Below are 18,082 nucleotides of genomic sequence, written 5' to 3'. Positions count from 1 at the left end.
GCCGCATGGCCCGATCCGCGACCCGCCGCCGTCCCGCGTCCACCCCCGTCGAGGGTGGGGTCAACCCCAAGGCCCCCTGCCCGTGCGGGTCCGGCCGCCGGTACAAGCACTGCCACGGCTCGGGCTACGCGCCGCCGGTGACCCGCCCCTTCGAGGGCCTGCCCGGTGAGCCGGACTGGGTGGCGCTGCGCGAGCTGGTGCCGGCCGCCACCGCGCCGCTGAAGACCACCGAGGGCCGCGACGTCACCCTCGCCAGCGTGCTGCCCGGAGGCGCCCCGGCGCTGGTCCGCAGCAACGGCGAGATCCTGCTCGGCGTCCAGCTGCAGGCCGCCTCCGACGACGTCAGCCGCGACATCGGCACCGCGCTCGCCGCCGCGCTGGAGGCCCCGGCCGGCGCCCCGGTGGACCCCGGCCCCGTCGGCGCGGCCGGCTCCGCCGGTCCGCGGCTGCAGGAGCTGCTCGACCTCTCCGCGCCGCTGGAGGTGACCGTGCACGAGGACTTCGGCTTCTGGCTCGAGGGAACCGACGCCGGTGCCGCGGCCCGGGCCGGGCTGGAGCGGGCCAACGAGGCGGTGCTGCCCACCGAGCGGCTCGAGGGCCTCGGCGCCGCGTACTGGGTGCGGCCCGGCACCGAGCGGGCCCACCTGCGCTGGGTGCGGCCGGAGGCCGAGGAGTCGCTGCTCGACGCGCTGGCCCGGCTCTCGGCGTCCGAGCAGCTGCTCCTCGGCGAGGGCACCCGGTACGCCGGGGCCTTCCGCGCGCACGGCCTGGTCGTGCCGGTGTGGGACCTGCCCGCCGACACCCCGGCCGCCGAGTGGACCGGCCCGGCCACCGAGTTCGGCGCCCGCCTCGAGCAGGCGCTGGCGGTGACCGACCCGCTCACCGCCGACGAGCGCCGCGCCCGCGCCGGCCTGCTCTCCCGCCAGGTCACGCTGCGCTGAGGGACCGGTCCTCCTCCCGCGCCCGGTCGTGCTCTGCCCCGCCAGACGGGGCAGAGCACGACTGCGCGCCGGACACCCCCGGGCCCGGACGTCGTGCTCTGGTCCGCATCGGGGGCAGAGCACGACCGGCGGCCGGGGTGACCTGACCGGGGCTACGGCAGCGGGTCGCGCGCCACGGGGCAGGACATGCACCGCGGTCCGCCGCGGCCGCTGCCGAGCTCCGAGCCGGCGATCCGCACCACCTCGATGCCGGCCGCCTCGAGCGCGGCGTTGGTGACCGTGTTCCGCTCGTAGGCCACCGCCAGCCGCGGGGCCAACGCCAGCGTGTTGTTGCCGTCGTCCCACTGCTCGCGCTCGGCGGTCACCGGGTCCAGGCCGGTGTCGATCACCCGCAGCCGGTCGATGCCCATCGCCGCGGCCGCGGCGGCCAGGAACGGCTCCGGCCCGCGGACCACCAGGTCGGTGGTGTCGTCGTCGTCCGGCGGGGTGTCGGCGGTGACGGTCCAGGCGACCAGCGAGTCGGCGACCGCGGGGTACATGACCATCGCGTCGACGTCGACCATCGTGGCGATGGTGTCCAGGTGCATGGTCGCCCGCTGCTGGGTGATCGGGACGACGAGCACCGTGCGCGCCAGCCCGCGGGCGAACACCCGCCGGGCCAGCCGCTCCGCGCCGCCGGGCGTCGTCCGCTCGCCGACGCCCACGGCCAGCACCCCGGGCGCCAGCAGCAGCACGTCGCCGCCCTCGAGGTGCTCGAGCGAGGCGTCGTAGAGCTGCTCGACGCCGGTGAAGCGCGGGTGGTGGGTGACCACGGCCCGCGTGATCGTGCTCTCCCGGTGCCGCGCCGGCATGGCCAGCGAGGCCACCGCGACCTGGCCGCCCACCCACACCGCCGAGTCGCGGGTGAACAGCAGGTTGGGCAGCGGCGGGACGACGAAGTCCCCGCGGTCCATCAGCCGGTAGGCCAGCCCGCTGCCGCCGCGCAGCTCGTCGTGGGCCAGGCCGGCGATGAGCGTGGCGGCCAGGTCGGCCGGCGCCAGCCCCGACAGGTGCGCCACCGCGGCCCGCCGGAGGGTGGCGCCCAGCCGCGGGTCGTCGACGGCGGCGGCGATCAGCTCCTCACGCGCCTCCGAGCCGTCGAGGACGTCGGTGAGCAGCCGGTCGAGGTGCAGCACCTCGACGCCGCGGTCGGCCAGCGCGGCGGCGAACGCGTCGTGCTCCTCCTGCGCCCGGGCCACCCAGGGCACGCCGTCGAACAGCAGCTGGTCGCTGTTGCGCGGGGTCAGCCGACGCAGCTCGGCGCCCGGCCGGTGCAGCACGACGGTGCGCAGCCGCCCCACCTCGCTGGTCGCGCCGGGCGGAGGGGGCTCCATGGCGCCCGAGGCTGGCACAGCCGGGGTCCCCCTGCCGGACGGCGCCACCCGATCGGGCAGGGTGGGACGCCGGGGCCGCCGCCGTCCCCCCGACGCCCAGGAGGCCGCACGTGCACCTGTTCGACCTCACCGGGAAGGTCGCCGTCGTCACCGGCGGCACCCGCGGCATCGGCCTGATGATGGCCCGCGGGCTGCTGCAGGCCGGCGCCTCGGTCTACGTCTCCTCGCGCAAGCCCGAGGCGGGGGAGCAGGCCGTCGCCGAGCTGTCGCAGCACGGGCGGGTCGAGTCGATCCCCGCCGACGTCAGCACCGAGGCCGAGTGCGTGCGGCTGGCCGAGGAGGTGGGCCGGCGCGAGGAGCGGGTGCACGTGCTGGTGAACAACGCCGGCGCGACCTGGGGCGAGCCGTTCGAGACCTTCCCCGCCTCGGCGTGGGACAAGGTGCTCGACCTCAACGTCAAGGCGCCGTTCTTCCTCACCCGGGCGATGGTCCCGCTGCTCGAGGCCGCCGCCACCGACGACGACCCGGCGCGGGTGGTCAACGTCGGCAGCATCGACGGCCTGCACGTGCCCCAGCTGCCCACCTACTCGTACTCCTCGAGCAAGGCCGCGGTGCACCAGCTGACCCGGCACCTGGCCAAGGAGCTGGGGCCGCGGCGGATCACCGTCAACGCCGTCGCCCCGGGCCCGTTCGAGTCGAAGATGATGGCCGCGACGCTGGCCGCCCGCGGCGACGAGATCGCCGCCAGCTCGCCGCTGGGCCGCATCGGCCGCCCCGACGACATGGCCGGCGTCGTCGTCTACCTGGCCAGCCGCGCCGGCGCCTACGTCACCGGCGCGGTCATCCCGGTCGACGGCGGCCGGGCCACCACGCTGTAGGCGGTCCGCCTCAGGCGGAGCGGGGCGCGGGCCGCCGGCGGGGTGGGCGGTGCGCGGTCTCGGCAGGCACCCGCGCCAGGTGCGCCTCGGCCAGCGCCACCTGCTGCGGGGCACCGACCCGGCGGCCCTGCTCGCGGGCGCCGGTCCACCAGTCGCGGGCGGCCACGGTGTCGCCGGTGCGCTCGGCGATGCGGCCGAGCAGCTCGTCGTAGGCGCCGAGGCTGAACGCCGTCGTCCCGAGGACCGCCTGCCGGCCGCGGAAGGGCAGCAGCTGCACGGTCGCCACGGTCACCTCGGCCTCGTCGCCCAGGTGCAGGGCGGTCTCGGCCCGCAGCAGCACCGCGACGTCGCTGGCCCAGTCGCGGATCACCGTGCGGCCCCACCGTGCCCGCAGCCGTCGCGCCTCGGCGAGGTCGCCGGACTCTGCCGCGGCCAGCACCGCCATGAGCTGCAGCAGCGGGTTGCCCTCGTCGCCGGTGGACACCAGCAGGTCCACCGCCTCGGGCAACCGGCCGTCGGCGCGGCGCAGCGCGAACACCTGCGCGGCGTAGGCGTGCCGGGCGTGCGGGGTGACCCGGCGGTGGAGCTCGTGCGCCTCGGTGGTCAGCTCCTCGGCGCGGGCGGCGTCACCGGCCAGCCAGGCAGCGCCGGCCTGCTGCCACAGCACGTGCGGCCGCACCTCGGGCCCCGACAGCGCGGACGCCAGCCGCCGTCCGGCCTCCAGGTCGGCCTCGTAGCCGGCCCGGTCGGTCAGGTGCAGCCGGATCGCCGCGCGGTGCAGCCGGGCGTAGAACTCGGTGCGCCGCGGCAGCCCCCGGCCGGCCAGCGCCAGCGCCTCGTCGGTGGCGGCCAGCCGGCGCTCGGCGGCGTCGGGGCGGCCCCAGACGGCCAGCGCGTAGTTGTTGAGCACCCGCCCGAGCAGCTCCGGGTCACCGGCGCCCCGGGCCAGCGCCACCGCGCGCTCGGCGTACCGGACGCCCCGCTGCAGGTCCTCGCTGAAGGCCAGCTCGACCCCGAGGGTGCCCAGCAGCCGCGCGGTGAGCCGGTCGCGCTCCGCGTCGTCCGCTGTGCTCGCTCCCCACCCCCCCATCTCGTCGCGGTGCTCCAGCAGGTCCTCCAGCAGCGCGACCATCTCGGGGTCGACGACGCCGTGCGGCCGCCAGTTCTCCAGCGTGGGGGAGCCCCACACGGCGGCCGACTCCAGCAGGCAGCGCCGGTCGCCGAGCTCGCGGGCGACGGCGATCGCCTCGGCCACCACCTCACGGGCCTCGGTGCGCTGCCCGCTGCGCAGCAGGTCGTTGCCGAGCGCGGTGAGCAGGTCGTGCCGGGTGCGGGCGGCGCCGGGCGCCGCGGGGTCGACCAGCCGGAGCGCCCGGCGGGTGTGCGCGGCGGCCTCGTCGTCGGCCAGCCGCGCGCGGGCCACCGCGGCGGCGGCCGTCGACCACCGCAGCCCCGGCTCCGGTCCGGCCACCGGCGCGGCCGCGACCGCGTGGTGCGCCAGCCGCTCGACGAGGGCGTCGTCGGCCCGGCCGGCGGGTGCCCGGCGCTCGAGCGCGGCGGCCAGCCGGGCGTGCAGCTGCGCGCGCCGCAGCGCCGGCAGGTCGTCGGCGAGCACCTCCTGCACGAGGGCGTGGCAGAACCGCCAGCTCCACGGCGCGGTGCCCGCGACCAGCAGCCCGGCGGCGACGGCGGCGTCCAGGGCGCCCAGCGCGGTCTCGGCGGTCTCCCCGGCGGCCCCGAGCAGGTCGAGGGTCACCTCCCGCCCCGCGACGGCGGCCAGCTCCAGCACCGGCCGGGCGCCGGCGGGCAGCCGGGCCAGGCGGCCGCGCAGCACCTCGGCCACCGACGGCGGCACCGGCGTCCGGTGCAGGCCCTCGGCGCCGCGCAGCCAGCGCGTGAGCTCGAGGACGAAGAACGGGTTGCCGGCGGTGCGGTCGTGCACCGCGGGCGCCAGCGCGGCGTCCCCGCCCTGCGCGGCCAGCAGCCGGCCGACGTCCCCGGGCGGCAGGCCGGTCAGCGGCAGCGTGGTGACGGCGGCCTCGCGGGAGAGCCGGGCCAGGCCGTCGGCCACCGCCGGCGTCAGCTCCTCGCCGGCGGTGCGCACGGTGACCAGCACCAGCAGCGGCACCTTCGGCAGGTGGCGGGCGAGCAGGCCGAGCAGCTGCACCGAGGTGGCGTCGGCGCCCTGCAGGTCCTCGAGCACCACCAGCAGCGGGCGGTCGGCGGTGGCCGCGACCAGCCGGGCGCGCAGGTCCTGGAAGAGCCGGAAGCGGGCGGCGTCGGCGTCGCCGGCGGTGTCGCCGTCGGCCGCGGTGACCGGGTCCTGGCCGAGCTGGTCGAGCACCTGCGTCCACGGCCACAGCGGCGGGGCGCCGCCGTCGTCGGCGCAGCGGCCCTCAGCCACCGCCCAGCCCGCCGACCGGCTCATCGCGGCCACCGCCTCGGCCAGCCGGGTCTTGCCGATGCCGGCCTCGCCGCCGAGGACGACCACGCCGGCCCGCCCCGTGGCGGCCCGCTCGGCGACCTCGCGCAGCCGGGACAGCTCGCCGTCGCGGCCGACCAGCGTGGCGTCGTCCGGCATGGTCAGCGGCGCCGCGGCCGACGGCGGGGCGACCACCGGCCGCGGTGCCCGGCGGGCCAGGCCCAGGTCCTGCCGCAGCACCGCCCGCTCGAGCTCCCGCAGCTCCGGGCCGGGGTCGATGCCCAGCTCGTCGCGCAGCAGCGTGGTGCAGCGGCGCAGCGCGTCGAGGGCGTCGGCCTGCCGGTCGGCGGCGTAGAGCGCGGTGACCAGCCGGGCCCACAGTCGCTCCCGCAGCGGGTGCTCGGCCACCAGCGGCTGCAGCTCCCCGATCGCGGCGTCGGCGCGGCCCACGCCCAGCAGCGCCTCGCCGCGGCGCTCGCGGGCGTGCACGTGCAGCTCGGCCAGCCGCATCCGCTCGGCGGCGCCGGGGCCCTCGCCCAGCTCGGGCAGCGGGTCGCCGCGCCACAGCTCCAGCGCCCGGTCGAGGACGGCCAGGGCGCGGGCGGGGTCGCCGGCGTCCAGGGCGCGGTCGCCGTCCTCCACCAGCGCGGCGAAGCGCAGGCTGTCGAGGTCGGCGGCGTCGACCTGCACGAGGTAGCCCGGCGCGCGGGTGAGCAGCACCCGGGCCGCCTGCCGCGGGCCGCGCTCGGGCTCGAGCACCCGCCGCAGGTGGGAGACGTAGGCCTGCAGGGTGCCGGTGACCGTGGGCGGCGGGTCGTCGTCCCACAGGGCGGTGACGATCCGCTCGACCGGCACCACCCGGCCGGCCTCGGCGAGCAGCAGGGCCAGCAGGGCGCGGGGCTTGGCGCCGCCCACGTCGAGGGGCCGGCCGTCGGGGCCCGTGACCTCGAGTGGTCCGAGGACGCGGTACCGCACGGGCCGGATCCTGGCACCCCCGGGCGGACAGCGGGAGGGGGAGGGGCCTGCCCGGGGCCGCGCGATGATCAGGTCACCTGATCGTGGAGCGTCCCACCCGACGTCCCACCGTCAGGTAGGACGCTCGATGACCAGGTCACCTGATCGTCGCGGACCCCTCACCCGCGCCGGCATGCCCGCGGACGGGGGATGCCTCCTACGCCTCGGCGGGCGCGACAGCGGTGGTGAAGCCGGTGCGGGGCATCGCCGTCCACACCGGGTCGCGGCGGGTGAGGGCGGCGAGCAGCCCGCGCAGCCGGAACCAGGCGTGCAGCTGCCGGTAGCCGACGTTCTCGACCGCGCCGGCCAGCAGCAGCGCCCGCAGGTCGGCCCCGCTGCGGTAGCGGTGGAAGGTGAACTCCTCGACGGCGACCACGGCGGTCGAGACCAGCACGCCCAGCGCCAGCGCCACCGCCACCATCAGCGCGGCCGTGCCCGGGTCGAGCAGCCCGAGGACCGCCGCGACCACCACCGACACCAGCCCCAGCACCTCCACCACCGGCCCGAGCAGCTCGAAGAGCAGGAAGAACGGCAGCGCCAGCAGTCCGACCGGGCCGAACCGCGGGTTGCCGACCATCCGCCGGTGCTTCCACAGCAGCTGCGCCAGCCCGTGCGACCAGCGCTGCCGCTGCCGGCCGAGCACCGACCACGTCTCGGGCACCTCCGTCCAGCACACGGTCTCGGGCACGAAGACCATCCGCGAGGGCCGGCCCGCGCGGCGCAGGTGCTCCTGCAGGGTGACGACGAGCTCGGCGTCCTCGGCCAGCGACCGCGGGTCCAGTCCGCCGACCTCGACGACGGCGTCGCGGCGGAACAGCCCGAAGGCGCCGGAGATGATCAGCAGCGCGTCGGCGTCGGCCCAGGTGGTGCGGCCGAGCAGGAACGAGCGCAGGTACTCCACGGCCTGGATGCGCACCAGCCAGCGCCTCGACAGCCGCGGCTCGAGCACCGCGCCGCGGTCGGTGAGCGCCGCGTTGGCCGTGCGGATGACCCCGCCGGAGCCCACGACGTGCTCGGGGTCCTCGATGAAGGGCCGGGCCACCTTGAGCAGCGCGTCGGGCTCGAGCAGCGAGTCGGCGTCGACCATGCACACCAGCGGGTGGCGGGCCAGGTTGAGCGCCACGTTGAGCGCGTCGGAGCGGCGCTTGACGCTGGTCTTGCGGACGACGGTCAGCGGGTCGCCGGTGGTGGCCCGGTGCACCGAGAGCACCCGGCCCTCGACGACGGTGTCGGCGGTCCAGCGCGGGGTGACCGGGGTGAGCCCGTAGCGCTCGGCGACCAGCGCGAACGTGCGGTCGGTGGACCCGTCGTCGACCAACACCACCTCCAGCAGCGGGTAGCGCTGCGAGAGCACGGCGGCGAGGGTGTCGAGGACGCCGGCCTCCTCGTCGTGCGCGGGCACGAGCACCGAGACGCCGGGCGTGAGCGGGCTGGCGAAGACCCGGTCGAGGCCCTCGGCGCCGCTCCAGCGCAGGTTGGTGACCACCCGGCGGGCGCCGAAGAGCACCAGCAGCAGCATCGAGGTGTCGAGCACCAGGACGTAGCCGAGCACGGTCCAGTTGAGCGTGGTGACGAAGCCGGTGAGCGCCTCGCGCATCAGGCGGCCCTCCGCACCCGGGCGTCGCGGGGGCGGGGCCGGTTGGACAGGGCGGCGCGGGCGGCCTCGCCCACGCGGCCGGAGTGCCAGGCGTGCGCGGCCAGCCGGGCGCGGCCCTCCTCGCCCGCACCGGCCAGCGCGTCGGCGCACGCGGCCCGGACGGCGTCGTCGCCGCCGGCCACGGTCGCGGCCAGCAGGTCGATCGCGTCGTCGTCGCCGATGCGGCCGAGGGCCTCGGCGGCGGCGTGGCGCAGCGCCGGCACGGCGGTCTGGGCCAGCGCCGCGCCCAGCGCGGGGGTGGCGGTGGGGACGCCGACGCGGCCCAGCGCGGTGGCCGCGCTGCAGCGGACGGCGGCCGGGCGGCGGGCGTCGGCGACCAGGCCGAGCAGCAGGGGCAGCGCCTCGACGTCGCCGTGCAGGCCGAGCAGGTCGGCGGCCAGCGCCTGGGCGGCGGGGGAGGGCGGGTCGGTGACGGCGGCGCGCAGGTCGGGCAGCACCGGCGTGCCGAGGTCGAGCAGGGCCATGCCCACCACGCCGGCGGGCACCCGGCGCGAGCGGGCCAGCGCCCGCAGCAGCGGGCCGGCGGCGCGGACGTCACCGGCCTTGCCCAGGGCCCGGGCGGCGGCGCAGCGGACGTCGGGGGCGCGGTCGGCGAGCAGCGCGGTGAGGGCGTCGGTCTGCCCGGGGTCGGCGGCGTTGCCCAGCAGCGCGGCCGCCCGGCCCCGCCGCCACGGTGCGCGGGCCGCCAGGTCGGCGGCGGCGCGGGTGACCACGCCGCGGCGGGCCAGCAGCCGGCCCAGCGCGGCCCGGTCGGCGCCGCGCAGCTGGGGCAGCAGGTCGAGCACCAGGTCGTCGAGCGACGCGGGGGCGGCCTCCAGACGAGCGAGCGCCGCGGCGCCGTCCTCGTCGTCGTCGAGGGCGGCGTAGACCAGCGGGGTGAGCTCCGCCCGGCGCCGCTCCTCGCGGGCCAGCCGCCGGCCGCGGCGGGCGTGCTCGACGGCGACGGCGGCCAGCAGGAGCAGCACCGCGCCGGTGAGCACCAGCGTCGCCACCAGCGCCGCCGTCGTCAGGGTCGTCACGGGGTGAGCGCACCCGCCGGCAGGGCGGCGGTGACCCGGCTGACCAGCTCCCGGGGGCTGAAGGGCTTGACCACGTAGTCGGTGGCGCCGGCGACGAAGCCGCGCTCGACGTCGCTCTCCTGGGCCTTGGCGGTGAGCAGGATGACCGGCACGCCGGCGACGGCGGGGTCGGCGTCGGCGCGCAGGGCCGCGCAGACCTCCAGGCCGTTCATCCGCGGCATCATCCAGTCGAGGACGACCAGGTCGGGGCGCAGCTGGCGGGCCGCGGCCAGCCCGGCCTCCCCGTCGGACTCGACCGAGACGCGGGCGCCCAGTCGGCCGATCTTGAAGGCGACCAGGCTGGCGATGGCGGGGTCGTCGTCGACGACCAGGACGTGGGTCACGCGGGGCTCCCGGCGAGGTGGGTGGGGGTGGGGACCGCCGGCAGGCGGACGGTGAAGACGGCTCCGTCGGGGCCGGACTCGGCCGACACCGTGCCGCGGTGCGCGGCGACGGTGTGCGCGACCAGCGACAGGCCGAGGCCGGTGCCCGGCAGGGCCTGCTCGCCGGCGTGGGCGGTGCGGTAGAAGCGGTCGAACACGTGCGGCAGCTCGGTCTCGGCGATCCCGGGTCCGCAGTCGGCGACGGCGACGAGCACCGCACCGTCGTCCGGGCCGCAGGAGAGCCGGACGACGCCGCCCTCGGGGCTGACCTTGGCCGCGTTGGACAGCAGCTCGGCGATGACGCCGTGCAGCCCGCCGGCGTCGCCGCGCACCCACGCCGGGCCGGCCAGGTCGGGCACCAGCCGCTGGCCGCGCCGGGTCAGCTGGCCGGCGACCTCCTGCGCGGCGGCGGCGGCGACGGCGGCCAGGTCGACGTCGGTGTCGTCGAGCACCACGAGCCCGCCGGAGTCGAGGTGCGCGGTGGTCAGCAGGTCCTCGATCAGCCGGCGCAGCCGCTGCGCCTCCCGCTCGACGGTGGCCAGCATGAGCGCCTGCATCGGGTTGAGCGCCCCGGCGTCGCCGTCGAGCAGCACCTCGAGGTTGCCGAGGATGCCGGTCATCGGCGTACGCAGCTCGTGCGACACGGCCGCGACGAAGTCGCCGCGCAGGGTCTCCAGCCGGCGCTGGTGCTCGGCGGCCCGCCGCTCACCGGCCAGCGCCTCGGTGAGTGCCCGGTGGGTGGCCAGCTCGGAGGTGGTGTCGCGCAGCAGCAGCACCAGCTCGGTGCGCTCGGTGCCGTCGGGGGCGGTGGCCGGCACCGGCGGGGAGCTGGCCGCCGACACCGGCACGAGGGTGCCGTCGGCGTGCTGCAGCCAGGTGTCGACGGCGAGGTCGGTCTCACCACGGAGCGCCCGCTCCACCAGGCCGGCCAGCCCGCCGCCGGCCAGGCCGTCGGCGACGGCGGCGCGGGCGAGGTCCCACTCCAGCCGGGTGTCCGGCGTCCGGCCGACCAGGCGGGCCAACGCGGCGTTGACCCGGCTCACGGCGGCCGGAGCGGGTCCGGCGGCGGTGGCCAGCAGCGCCATGGGCGTGGGCGCGGTGTCGAACGCCGTCCGGAACCGCCGCTCGCTGGTGGACCGGGCGGCGTCGATGGCGCGGACGCGGACGACGTCGCGGCAGGTGAGCAGCGCGAGGGGTGCACCGTCGGGTGCGGTGGCCGGGGCGGCCGAGATCTCCCAGACGGCGCCGGGCGCGCCGGTGACGGCGGCGTAGTCGACGGCGAACTCGGCCGTGGCCGTCCGGCCCTCCAGCGCGGCGGTGACCAGGGCGTCCACGTCCCGGGCGAACGAGGAGAGTGCGACCTCCCCGACCGGGCGGCCCAGCACGTCGGCCTCGGTGAGCCCGCGCCGGGACAGCCAGGGGCCGCGGCAGAGGAGGAACCGGTGCCCGGCGTCGAACAGGCACACGGTCAGGTCGGGCACCTGCCGGGTGAGGGCGTCCAGCAGCGCCGACCACCCCGGCAGGGCAGGGGCGGTCACGACGCCCGCCGCAGGGGGGTCGCCGCGGCCAGCTCGGTCAGCCCGGGTGCGAGGGCGGCGGCCGCGGCGGCCAGCCGGTCGGCCAGGGGGACGAGGTCGGCGCCGCCGGGCGCCTCGGCCCGCTCCTCGAGGGCGGCGGCGAGGGCGGCCAGCGAGCCGGCGCCGATGCTGCCGGCGCTGCCGCGCAGGGCGTGCGCGGCGGCGGCGACGGCGGGCCGGTCACCGGTGGCCGCGGCAGCCGAGAGGTCCCCGACCAGCGTCGCCGTGCGGTCGCGGAAGGTGGTCAGCAGCGAGGCGCGCACGGGCGCGACCTCCTCGGGGTCGTCGTCCTCGAACAGCTCGTCGAGACGGGCGCGGACGGTGGTCAGGTCGTCGTCGACCGGGGGGAGGGCGCCGGCCGGCCGGGGGGCGGGGGCCGCGGCGCCGACCAGCTCGAGCACCGCCTGCAGCTCCTGAGGAGTCCAGGGCTTGGGCAGGAAGCCGTCCATCCCGGCCTCCCGGTAGCGGGCGCGGTCGTCGGTCAGCGCGCTCGCGGTCAGCGCGACGACGGGGGTCCGGGGACGGCCCTCGGCCACCTCGGCCGCGCGGATGCGGCGGGTGGCCTCCAGGCCGTCGACGCCGGGCATGTGGCAGTCCATGAACACCGCGGCGTAGCCGCCGGCGCGCACGGCCTCGACCGCCCGGGCGCCGTCGGGGACGACGTCGACGGCCAGGCCGCGGGCCTCCAGGGTCATGCGGGCGACCAGCCGGTTGACCTCGTCGTCGTCGGCCACCAGCACCCGCAGCCCGTGGACGGCCGCCGGCGCCGGGACGGGGGCGGCACCGTCGGCCGGTCCGGCCTCGGGCAGCGGCAGCTCGACGCGGAAGGTGGTGCCCGCACCGGGTGCGCTGCAGGCGGTGATCCGCCCGCCCATCCGCGCCACCAGCCCGGCGGCGATGCTCAGCCCCAGGCCGGTGCCGCCGAAGCGGCGGGTGGTCGAGGCCTCGGCCTGGGTGAACGGGGTGAACAGGCGGGCGAGCTGGTCGCCGGTCATGCCGATGCCGGTGTCGGTGACGTGCAGGACCACGGTCGCGGCGTCGCCGGCCACGGTGAGGGTGACCGAGCCGGACTCGGTGAACTTGACGGCGTTGGACAGCAGGTTGCCCACGACCTGGCGCAGCCGGCCGGGGTCGCCGGTGCGGTGCGGGGCCAGCCCGGGCGCGGCGGTGACGGCCAGGACCAGCCCGCGGTCGGCCGCCGGGGCGCGCACCGGCAGCGCCGCCTCGTCGAGCACCTCGAGCAGGTCGAGCGGGACCTCCTCGAGCTCCACGGCCCCGGCCTCGACCTTGGCGGAGTCCAGGACGTCGTTGACGATCCGCAGCAGCGTCCGGCCCGACCGGTCGGCGGCGGCGGCCCACTCGCGCTGGCGCTCGTCGAGGTCGGTGCCCAGCAGCAGCGAGGTCAGCCCCAGGACGCCGTTGAGCGGGGTCCGGATCTCGTGGCTCATCACCGCCAGGAAGGCCGACGTGTGCGCCATGGCCTGCCCGGCCAGGCGGGCCTGCTCGTCGGCGTCGGCGCGGGCCTGCTCGAGCCCGGCGATGAGGCGCTGCCGCTCGTCGTGGTGCAGCGCGACGACCAGCGCCACGACGCCGGCGACCACGACGTAGGCCTGGGCGAGGCCGGCGCGCAGCCACAGGTCGGCGACGGCGAACGGACCCCAGCCGCCCAGCGTGGTGACGACGACGAAGACGCCGGCCAGCGTGACGTGGACCGCCGCCACGGTCGGGTCGAACCGCAGCGCCAGCCACATGCCGAAGGGCAGCAGCGCGAAGGCCACCGGCACGGGCGTGGCGATGCCCATCACCAGCCCGTAGGCGGTGGAGGTCAGCAGGGTGACCCCGGCCAGCTCGGCGAACCGGGCGCGGCCGAGCTCGGTGCGGGCGGCCCCGGGGTCGACCAGCAGCAGCGCCAGCGGGGCGAAGACGAGGACGCTGGCGGCGTTGCGCACCGTCCAGGTGCCCATGGCGGCCACCAGGTGCCCGTCGTCGAGCAGCCACAGGCCCACCGGCCCGAGCGCGCTGGTGACCAGCGAGGAGCCGACGGCGGCCGCGGCGAGCGCGCCGAGGTCGGTGGGGCGCCGCAGCCGCCACACGTCGGGGGTGCCCCACCGGCGCTGCAGCCGGGAGAACAGGGCGCACGCCACGACCGCCTGGACGGCGTTGGCCACGCCGAGCACCGCCGCCTCGGCCGGCCCGAACCCGGTCAGCCCGTTGACCGTCCCGGCGACGACGGCCAGCACGACGGCGTCCACCACCAGGCGGCGCGGGTGCACCCAGGAGGCGGCCAGCCACAGCACGCCCACGGCCGCGGCCGGCCACACCAGCGCCAGCTGGGAGCCCTCGAGCCGGGTGGCGCGGCCGAGCACGCTCGCGGCCGCGTACACGGCGGCGGCGCCGACTGTGACGACCGGCCAGGGCAGCCGGGCGGCGGCGCTCGCGAGGCCCCCGGGGCCGCTGGGGCTGCTGTGACTCACGGGACGGTCATCGGCGCCCGCTTGCCCCGGCTGAAGCGTTGTGTCCGACTGGAGAACCGACCGGCGGGTCAGCGTCCCCGGGGGTCGACTTGTGCCGCTCCCCGGGGCGTTCCTCCCGCTGCGGGGGTGCTGCAGGACCCGCAGAGCACGAGGAACGCCCCGGGAGCGACCGCGGTCAGGCGCCCTGGCGGGCGGCGTTCGCCTGGACGGCGGTGCTCACCCACTGCGCCAGGCCGGCCGCCCGCCGCTCGTAGTGCGCGGTGAACCGCTCGTCCTCGACGTACAGCCGGCCCAGTCCGGCGTGCACCTCGGGCGAGCAGTCGTAGAAGTTGCGGCTGATCTGCTGCCGCGCCTCCTCGGCGAGGTCCATGGCCTCCGGCGAGTCCGGTGCCACGCCCGCCTGCAGCGCCGCGGCCATCCGCGCCTCGACGTCCTCGCCCTCCGCCGTGACCCGCACCCAGTCGTCCTTGGTGTAGGCCGCGGCTCGCCGGGAGGACTCCCGGTAGGCGTCGGTGTCGCCCCAGCGCTCCTGCACCTCGGCCTCGTACTGCTCGGGGTCGTGGTCGCCGAAGACCTCGAACCGCTCTCGCGGGGTCAGTGAGATCCCCATCTGTCGTGCCTCCATCTCCTTCTCCACGGCCGCGACCATGGCCGCCGTCCGGTCCAGCCGGTCCCGCAGCAGCCGGTGCTGCCGGCGCAGGTGCTCCACGGGGTCGGCGGACGGGTCGTCGAGCAGCGTCGCGACCTCCTCGAGGGGGAACCCGAGCTCGCGGTAGAGCAGCACCTGGTGCAGCCGGTCGAGATCGGCCGCCGAGTAGCGGCGGTAGCCGGCCGCGGTGCGGCCCGACGGCGACAGCAGGCCGATGCGGTCGTAGTGGTGCAGCGTGCGCACCGTGACGCCGGCCAGCGCCGCGACCTCTCCCACGTTCATCCCCGGGTCCCTCCTCCCTTGACGGCGACGAGTGCACAGCCTGACGTCGCGTCAGGGTCAAGCGCAGTCCTCGGACGGCGGAGCGGCGGTGCCTGGGCGAGGATCCCGGCATGGCCGACCAGCACGACGTCGTCTCGCCCCTCGACTCCTTCCCGCGGCACCGGGTGACCGTGCGGGGCACCGAGATGGCCTTCGTCGACGTCGGCGAGAGCGGGGCGGGTGGGAACACCATCGTCTTCCTGCACGGCAACCCGACGTCGTCCTACCTGTGGCGCAACGTCATCCCGCACGTGCAGCACCTGGGCCGCTGCATCGCGCCGGACCTGGTCGGCATGGGGGAGTCGGGCAAGCTGCCCGCGCCGGGGCGGGGCACCTACTCCTACGCCACCCACGCCGCGCACCTCGACGACTTCCTGGAGGCGGTCGGCGTGCGGCGCCGGGTGACGTTCGTGCTGCACGACTGGGGGTCGGCGCTGGGCTTCGACTGGGCCAGCCGGCACCCCGAGGCGGTGCGCGGCGTGGCCTTCACCGAGGCGATCGTGGGCCCGTTCACCTGGGCCGACTGGCCGGCCGACGCGCGCCGCATCTTCCGCACCATGCGCGGTGACGACGGCGAGGCGGTGGTGCTCGACAAGAACGTGTTCGTCGAGCGCATCCTGCCCGCCTCGGTGCTGCGCGGGCTCGACCCGGAGGCGCACGAGCGCTACCGGGAGCCCTTCCGCGAGCGCGAGGACCGCTGGCCCACCCTGGAGTGGCCGCGGCAGCTGCCCATCGAGAACGTGCCGCCGCGGGTGCGCGACGTCGTCTCCCGGTACGGGCACTGGCTGCGCACCAGCGCCGTGCCCAAGCTGTTCCTCGACGCCGACCCCGGCTCGATCCTGGTCGGCCGGCAGCGGGCGCTGGTCCGCAAGTGGCCCTCGCTCACCGAGGTCACCGTGCCCGGCTCGCACTTCGTGCCCGAGGACAGCCCGCACGAGATCGGCCGGGCGCTGGCCGACTGGATCCCGACGCTGCCCTGAGGCGGCGGCTGTCGGGTTCCTGCAAGACACCCCGGACGGGGACGGCCAGGCTGGCCGCATGGCGATCACGCACGGCCGGCCCGACGGCTACACGTCCCTCACCCCGTTCCTCGTCTGCTCCCCGGCGGCGGAGGCGATCCGCTGGTACGGCGAGGTCTTCGGCGCCACCGTGGTCAGCCGGATGGACGGCCCGGACGGCTCGGTCCCGCACGCGGAGCTGCAGTTCGAGTCCGGCCGGCTGCAGCTCGGCGACCCCGACGAGCGCTTCGGGCTGGCCGCGCCCCGGCGCGAGGGCGACCTGGTGAGCAGCTCCACCTGCGTCTACGTGCCCGACGTCGACGCCGTCGTCGCGCGGGCGGTCGAGCGCGGCGCCACCGTCCGCGAGGAGCCGGCCACCTTCGTCACCGGCGACCGGTTCGCCTCGCTCTACGACCCCTTCGGCCACCGCTGGGCGGTGCTGACCCGGGTCGAGGACGTCTCCCCCGAGGAGGCCGAGCGCCGCCTCGCCGACTGGGCGTCGTCAGGAGGCCTGTGAGCCGTCAGTCGAGGGCGCGGCGGCGGAAGCCGGCCAGGCCCAGCGTGCCGAACACGACGAGGAAGCCGGTCAGCGCCAGGGCGCACACCGCGAGCGGCAAGTGCGGCACGTCGGGCGCCATCTCCGCCCGCAGTGCCTCGCTGACGTAGGTGAGCGGGTTGACCGCGCACACCACCTGGAACCAGCGCAGCGACTCCAGCGCCGGCCACGGGAACTGGGTGGAGCCGGTGAACAGCAGCGGCGTCAGGACGACGGCGAACACGACGTTGATCCGGTTGGGCTTGACCACGGTGCCCAGCACCATGCCCATCGCCGCGCCGACCAGCGAGCCGAGCACCAGGAAGACGGCCAGCAGCGGGACGTCGGACCAGGTGACCGGCAACGACCCGAGCACCCACCGGCTGATCGGGAACATGACCAGCGCGGCGACCAGCGCGCGGAGCGTCGCGAACACGATCTTCTCGACGGCGACCAGCGCGGTGGGCAGCGGCGCGAGCAGCCGGTCCTCGATCTCCTTGGTGAACGAGAAGTCGATGACCAGCGGGAAGGCGGTGTTCTGCAGCGCGGTGAGGAACGCGGCCAGCGCCACCACACCGGGCAGCAGCACGTCGGCGTAGGTGTTCGACGTGAAACCGAGCTCGGTGAGCACCTTGCCGAAGACGAAGAGCAGGAACACCGGCTGCAGCACCACCTGCAGCAGGAACGTCACGAACTCGCGGCCGGTGACGAACACGTCGCGCCACAGCAGCGCGGCGAACGCCCGGCCGACGCCCGGCCGGGTGGTCGGGGTGCTCGTCGTGCGCGGCGTCCCGACGGCGGTCATCGCAGCTCCCGTCCGGTCAGCTTGAGGAAGACGTCCTCGAGGCTGGGCTCGCCGAGCCGGACCCCGGTCAGCCGGGCACCGCGCGCGGTGAGCACCTCCGACACCGGGCCGACCGTCGTCGCGGCGTCGGCCGAGAGGTACAGCCGGGCGCGCAGCCCCGCCGCGTCGGCCACCGGCTCCACCCGCTCGGCCTGCGGCAGGGCGCCCAGCGCGGCGAGCACCGCCTGGTCGGTGTCGCCGACGGCCCGCTCGACGTCGACGTCGAGGGTGGCGCTGCCGGGCAGCGACCGGGTGAGCGCGGCGGGGGTGTCCAGGGCCAGCAGCCGGCCGTGGTCCATGATCCCCACCCGGTCGGCCAGCGCGGCCGCCTCCTCCATGTCGTGCGTGGTGAGCACCACGGTGATGCCGTCGGCGCGCAGCTCGCGCACCTTCTCCCACACGAACAGCCGGGCCTGCGGGTCCAGGCCGGTGCTCGGCTCGTCGAGGAAGACCACCTGCGGGGCGTGCATGAGGGCGCGGGCGATGAGCAGCCGCTGGGCCATGCCGCCGGAGTAGGCGTCGACCTTGTCCCCGCCCCGGTCGCCCAGGCCCAGCCGCTCGAGCAGCTCGTCGGCCCGGCGGTTGCGCTCGGCGCGCCGGACGCCGTGGTAGGCGGCGTGGAAGACCAGGTTCTGCCGGGCGGTCAGCGAGCGGTCGAGGTTGGACCGCTGCGGCACCACCGACAGCCGGCTGCGCGCGGTCACCGGGTCGGCCGCGACGTCGACGCCGGCCACCCGCGCCGTCCCGCCGGTGGGCAGCACCCGGGTGGTGAGCACGCCGATCGTCGTCGTCTTGCCCGCGCCGTTGGGGCCGAGCAGGCCGAAGACCTCACCGCGGTCGACGGTGAAGGAGACCCCGGAGACGGCGTCGACCGGCCGCCCCGGGTAGCGCTTGACGAGCTCGGTGACCTCCACGGCGGCGTCCATCGACGGCGATGGTCCCACCGCGGGCGCACGGC

Annotated in this window: 14 protein-coding genes; 4 read left to right on the top strand and 10 right to left on the bottom strand. The window is 77.2% G+C overall.

The window, feature by feature from the left end:
• The first annotated feature begins 5 nt into the window (after nt 1–5).
• On the top strand, nt 6–941 hold the full coding sequence (locus tag LY71_RS18585; protein ID WP_106280434.1) for a DUF5926 family protein: 936 nt from the start codon (nt 6–8) through the stop codon (nt 939–941).
• Between the two features lie 152 nt (nt 942–1,093).
• Here LY71_RS18585 and LY71_RS18580 read toward each other — a convergent pair whose 3' ends face one another.
• Entirely contained in the window at nt 1,094–2,314 is a 1,221-nt protein-coding gene (locus LY71_RS18580) for an arginine deiminase (protein ID WP_106280432.1), read from the bottom strand.
• A gap of 110 nt (nt 2,315–2,424) precedes the next feature.
• Here LY71_RS18580 and LY71_RS18575 point away from each other — a divergent pair, with 110 nt between their 5' ends.
• The gene (locus LY71_RS18575) at nt 2,425–3,192 is read left to right on the top strand and encodes a glucose 1-dehydrogenase (protein WP_106280430.1); all 768 of its coding nucleotides are present in this window, start codon (nt 2,425–2,427) and stop codon (nt 3,190–3,192) included.
• A 10-nt stretch (nt 3,193–3,202) separates the two neighbouring features.
• On the opposite strand, the gene LY71_RS18570 is transcribed toward LY71_RS18575, so the two are convergent.
• The 7 genes from LY71_RS18570 to LY71_RS18540 form a co-directional block, all read right to left on the bottom strand.
• Complete coding sequence (locus LY71_RS18570; RefSeq protein ID WP_106280428.1) at nt 3,203–6,589, bottom strand: ATP-binding protein; 3,387 nt, start codon at nt 6,587–6,589, stop codon at nt 3,203–3,205.
• A 196-nt stretch (nt 6,590–6,785) separates the two neighbouring features.
• On the bottom strand, nt 6,786–8,225 hold the full coding sequence (locus tag LY71_RS18565) for a glycosyltransferase family 2 protein (RefSeq protein ID WP_106280426.1): 1,440 nt from the start codon (nt 8,223–8,225) through the stop codon (nt 6,786–6,788).
• Nucleotides 8,225–9,304: a HEAT repeat domain-containing protein gene (locus tag LY71_RS18560; RefSeq protein WP_106280424.1), complete on the bottom strand. Its 1,080-nt coding sequence runs from the start codon at nt 9,302–9,304 to the stop codon at nt 8,225–8,227. The genes LY71_RS18565 and LY71_RS18560 overlap by 1 nt, the downstream gene beginning before the upstream one ends.
• Nucleotides 9,301–9,687, bottom strand: a complete 387-nt coding sequence (locus LY71_RS18555) for a response regulator transcription factor (protein ID WP_106280422.1) — start codon at nt 9,685–9,687, stop codon at nt 9,301–9,303. The genes LY71_RS18560 and LY71_RS18555 overlap by 4 nt, the downstream gene beginning before the upstream one ends.
• Nucleotides 9,684–11,264: a PAS domain-containing sensor histidine kinase gene (locus LY71_RS18550; RefSeq protein ID WP_106280420.1), complete on the bottom strand. Its 1,581-nt coding sequence runs from the start codon at nt 11,262–11,264 to the stop codon at nt 9,684–9,686. Before LY71_RS18550 ends, LY71_RS18555 begins: the two co-directional genes overlap by 4 nt.
• Nucleotides 11,261–13,777, bottom strand: coding sequence for a hybrid sensor histidine kinase/response regulator (locus LY71_RS18545; protein WP_106280418.1), 2,517 nt, complete (start codon nt 13,775–13,777; stop codon nt 11,261–11,263). The genes LY71_RS18550 and LY71_RS18545 overlap by 4 nt, the downstream gene beginning before the upstream one ends.
• 175 nt (nt 13,778–13,952) lie before the next feature.
• A complete protein-coding gene (locus LY71_RS18540) occupies nt 13,953–14,708 on the bottom strand; it encodes a MerR family transcriptional regulator (RefSeq protein WP_106280416.1) in 756 nt (251 codons plus the stop codon).
• A 110-nt stretch (nt 14,709–14,818) separates the two neighbouring features.
• On the opposite strand from LY71_RS18540, the gene LY71_RS18535 reads away from it, so the two are divergent.
• Entirely contained in the window at nt 14,819–15,727 is a 909-nt protein-coding gene (locus tag LY71_RS18535) for a haloalkane dehalogenase (protein WP_106280414.1), read from the top strand.
• 58 nt (nt 15,728–15,785) lie between these two features.
• Nucleotides 15,786–16,262, top strand: a complete 477-nt coding sequence (locus tag LY71_RS18530) for a VOC family protein (protein WP_106280412.1) — start codon at nt 15,786–15,788, stop codon at nt 16,260–16,262.
• A 4-nt stretch (nt 16,263–16,266) separates the two neighbouring features.
• Here LY71_RS18530 and LY71_RS18525 read toward each other — a convergent pair whose 3' ends face one another.
• Nucleotides 16,267–17,085 (bottom strand): ABC transporter permease, encoded by an 819-nt coding sequence (locus LY71_RS18525; RefSeq protein WP_106280410.1) that lies wholly within the window; start codon nt 17,083–17,085, stop codon nt 16,267–16,269.
• Nucleotides 17,082–18,050, bottom strand: a complete 969-nt coding sequence (locus LY71_RS18520; protein ID WP_106280408.1) for an ABC transporter ATP-binding protein — start codon at nt 18,048–18,050, stop codon at nt 17,082–17,084. The genes LY71_RS18525 and LY71_RS18520 overlap by 4 nt, the downstream gene beginning before the upstream one ends.
• Between the last annotated feature and the right edge of the window lie 32 nt (nt 18,051–18,082).

The sequence above is a fragment of the Geodermatophilus tzadiensis genome (assembly GCF_003002915.1).
Lineage (GTDB): Bacteria > Actinomycetota > Actinomycetes > Mycobacteriales > Geodermatophilaceae > Geodermatophilus > Geodermatophilus tzadiensis.
Note: the sequence above shows the minus strand (reverse complement) of the source record. Positions and strands in the feature narration are given on the sequence as shown.

Bases quoted from the DNA above. Each gene is read 5' to 3' on its own strand.
- LY71_RS18585 (WP_106280434.1), top strand. From the start codon at position 6: ATGGCCCGATCCGCGACCCGCCGCCGTCCCGCGTCCACCCCCGTCGAG.
- LY71_RS18565 (WP_106280426.1), bottom strand. From the start codon at position 8,225: ATGCGCGAGGCGCTCACCGGCTTCGTCACCACGCTCAACTGGACCGTG.
- LY71_RS18580 (WP_106280432.1), bottom strand. From the start codon at position 2,314: ATGGAGCCCCCTCCGCCCGGCGCGACCAGCGAGGTGGGGCGGCTGCGC.
- LY71_RS18525 (WP_106280410.1), bottom strand. From the start codon at position 17,085: ATGACCGCCGTCGGGACGCCGCGCACGACGAGCACCCCGACCACCCGG.
- LY71_RS18535 (WP_106280414.1), top strand. From the start codon at position 14,819: ATGGCCGACCAGCACGACGTCGTCTCGCCCCTCGACTCCTTCCCGCGG.
- LY71_RS18540 (WP_106280416.1), bottom strand. From the start codon at position 14,708: ATGAACGTGGGAGAGGTCGCGGCGCTGGCCGGCGTCACGGTGCGCACG.
- LY71_RS18530 (WP_106280412.1), top strand. From the start codon at position 15,786: ATGGCGATCACGCACGGCCGGCCCGACGGCTACACGTCCCTCACCCCG.
- LY71_RS18520 (WP_106280408.1), bottom strand. From the start codon at position 18,050: ATGGACGCCGCCGTGGAGGTCACCGAGCTCGTCAAGCGCTACCCGGGG.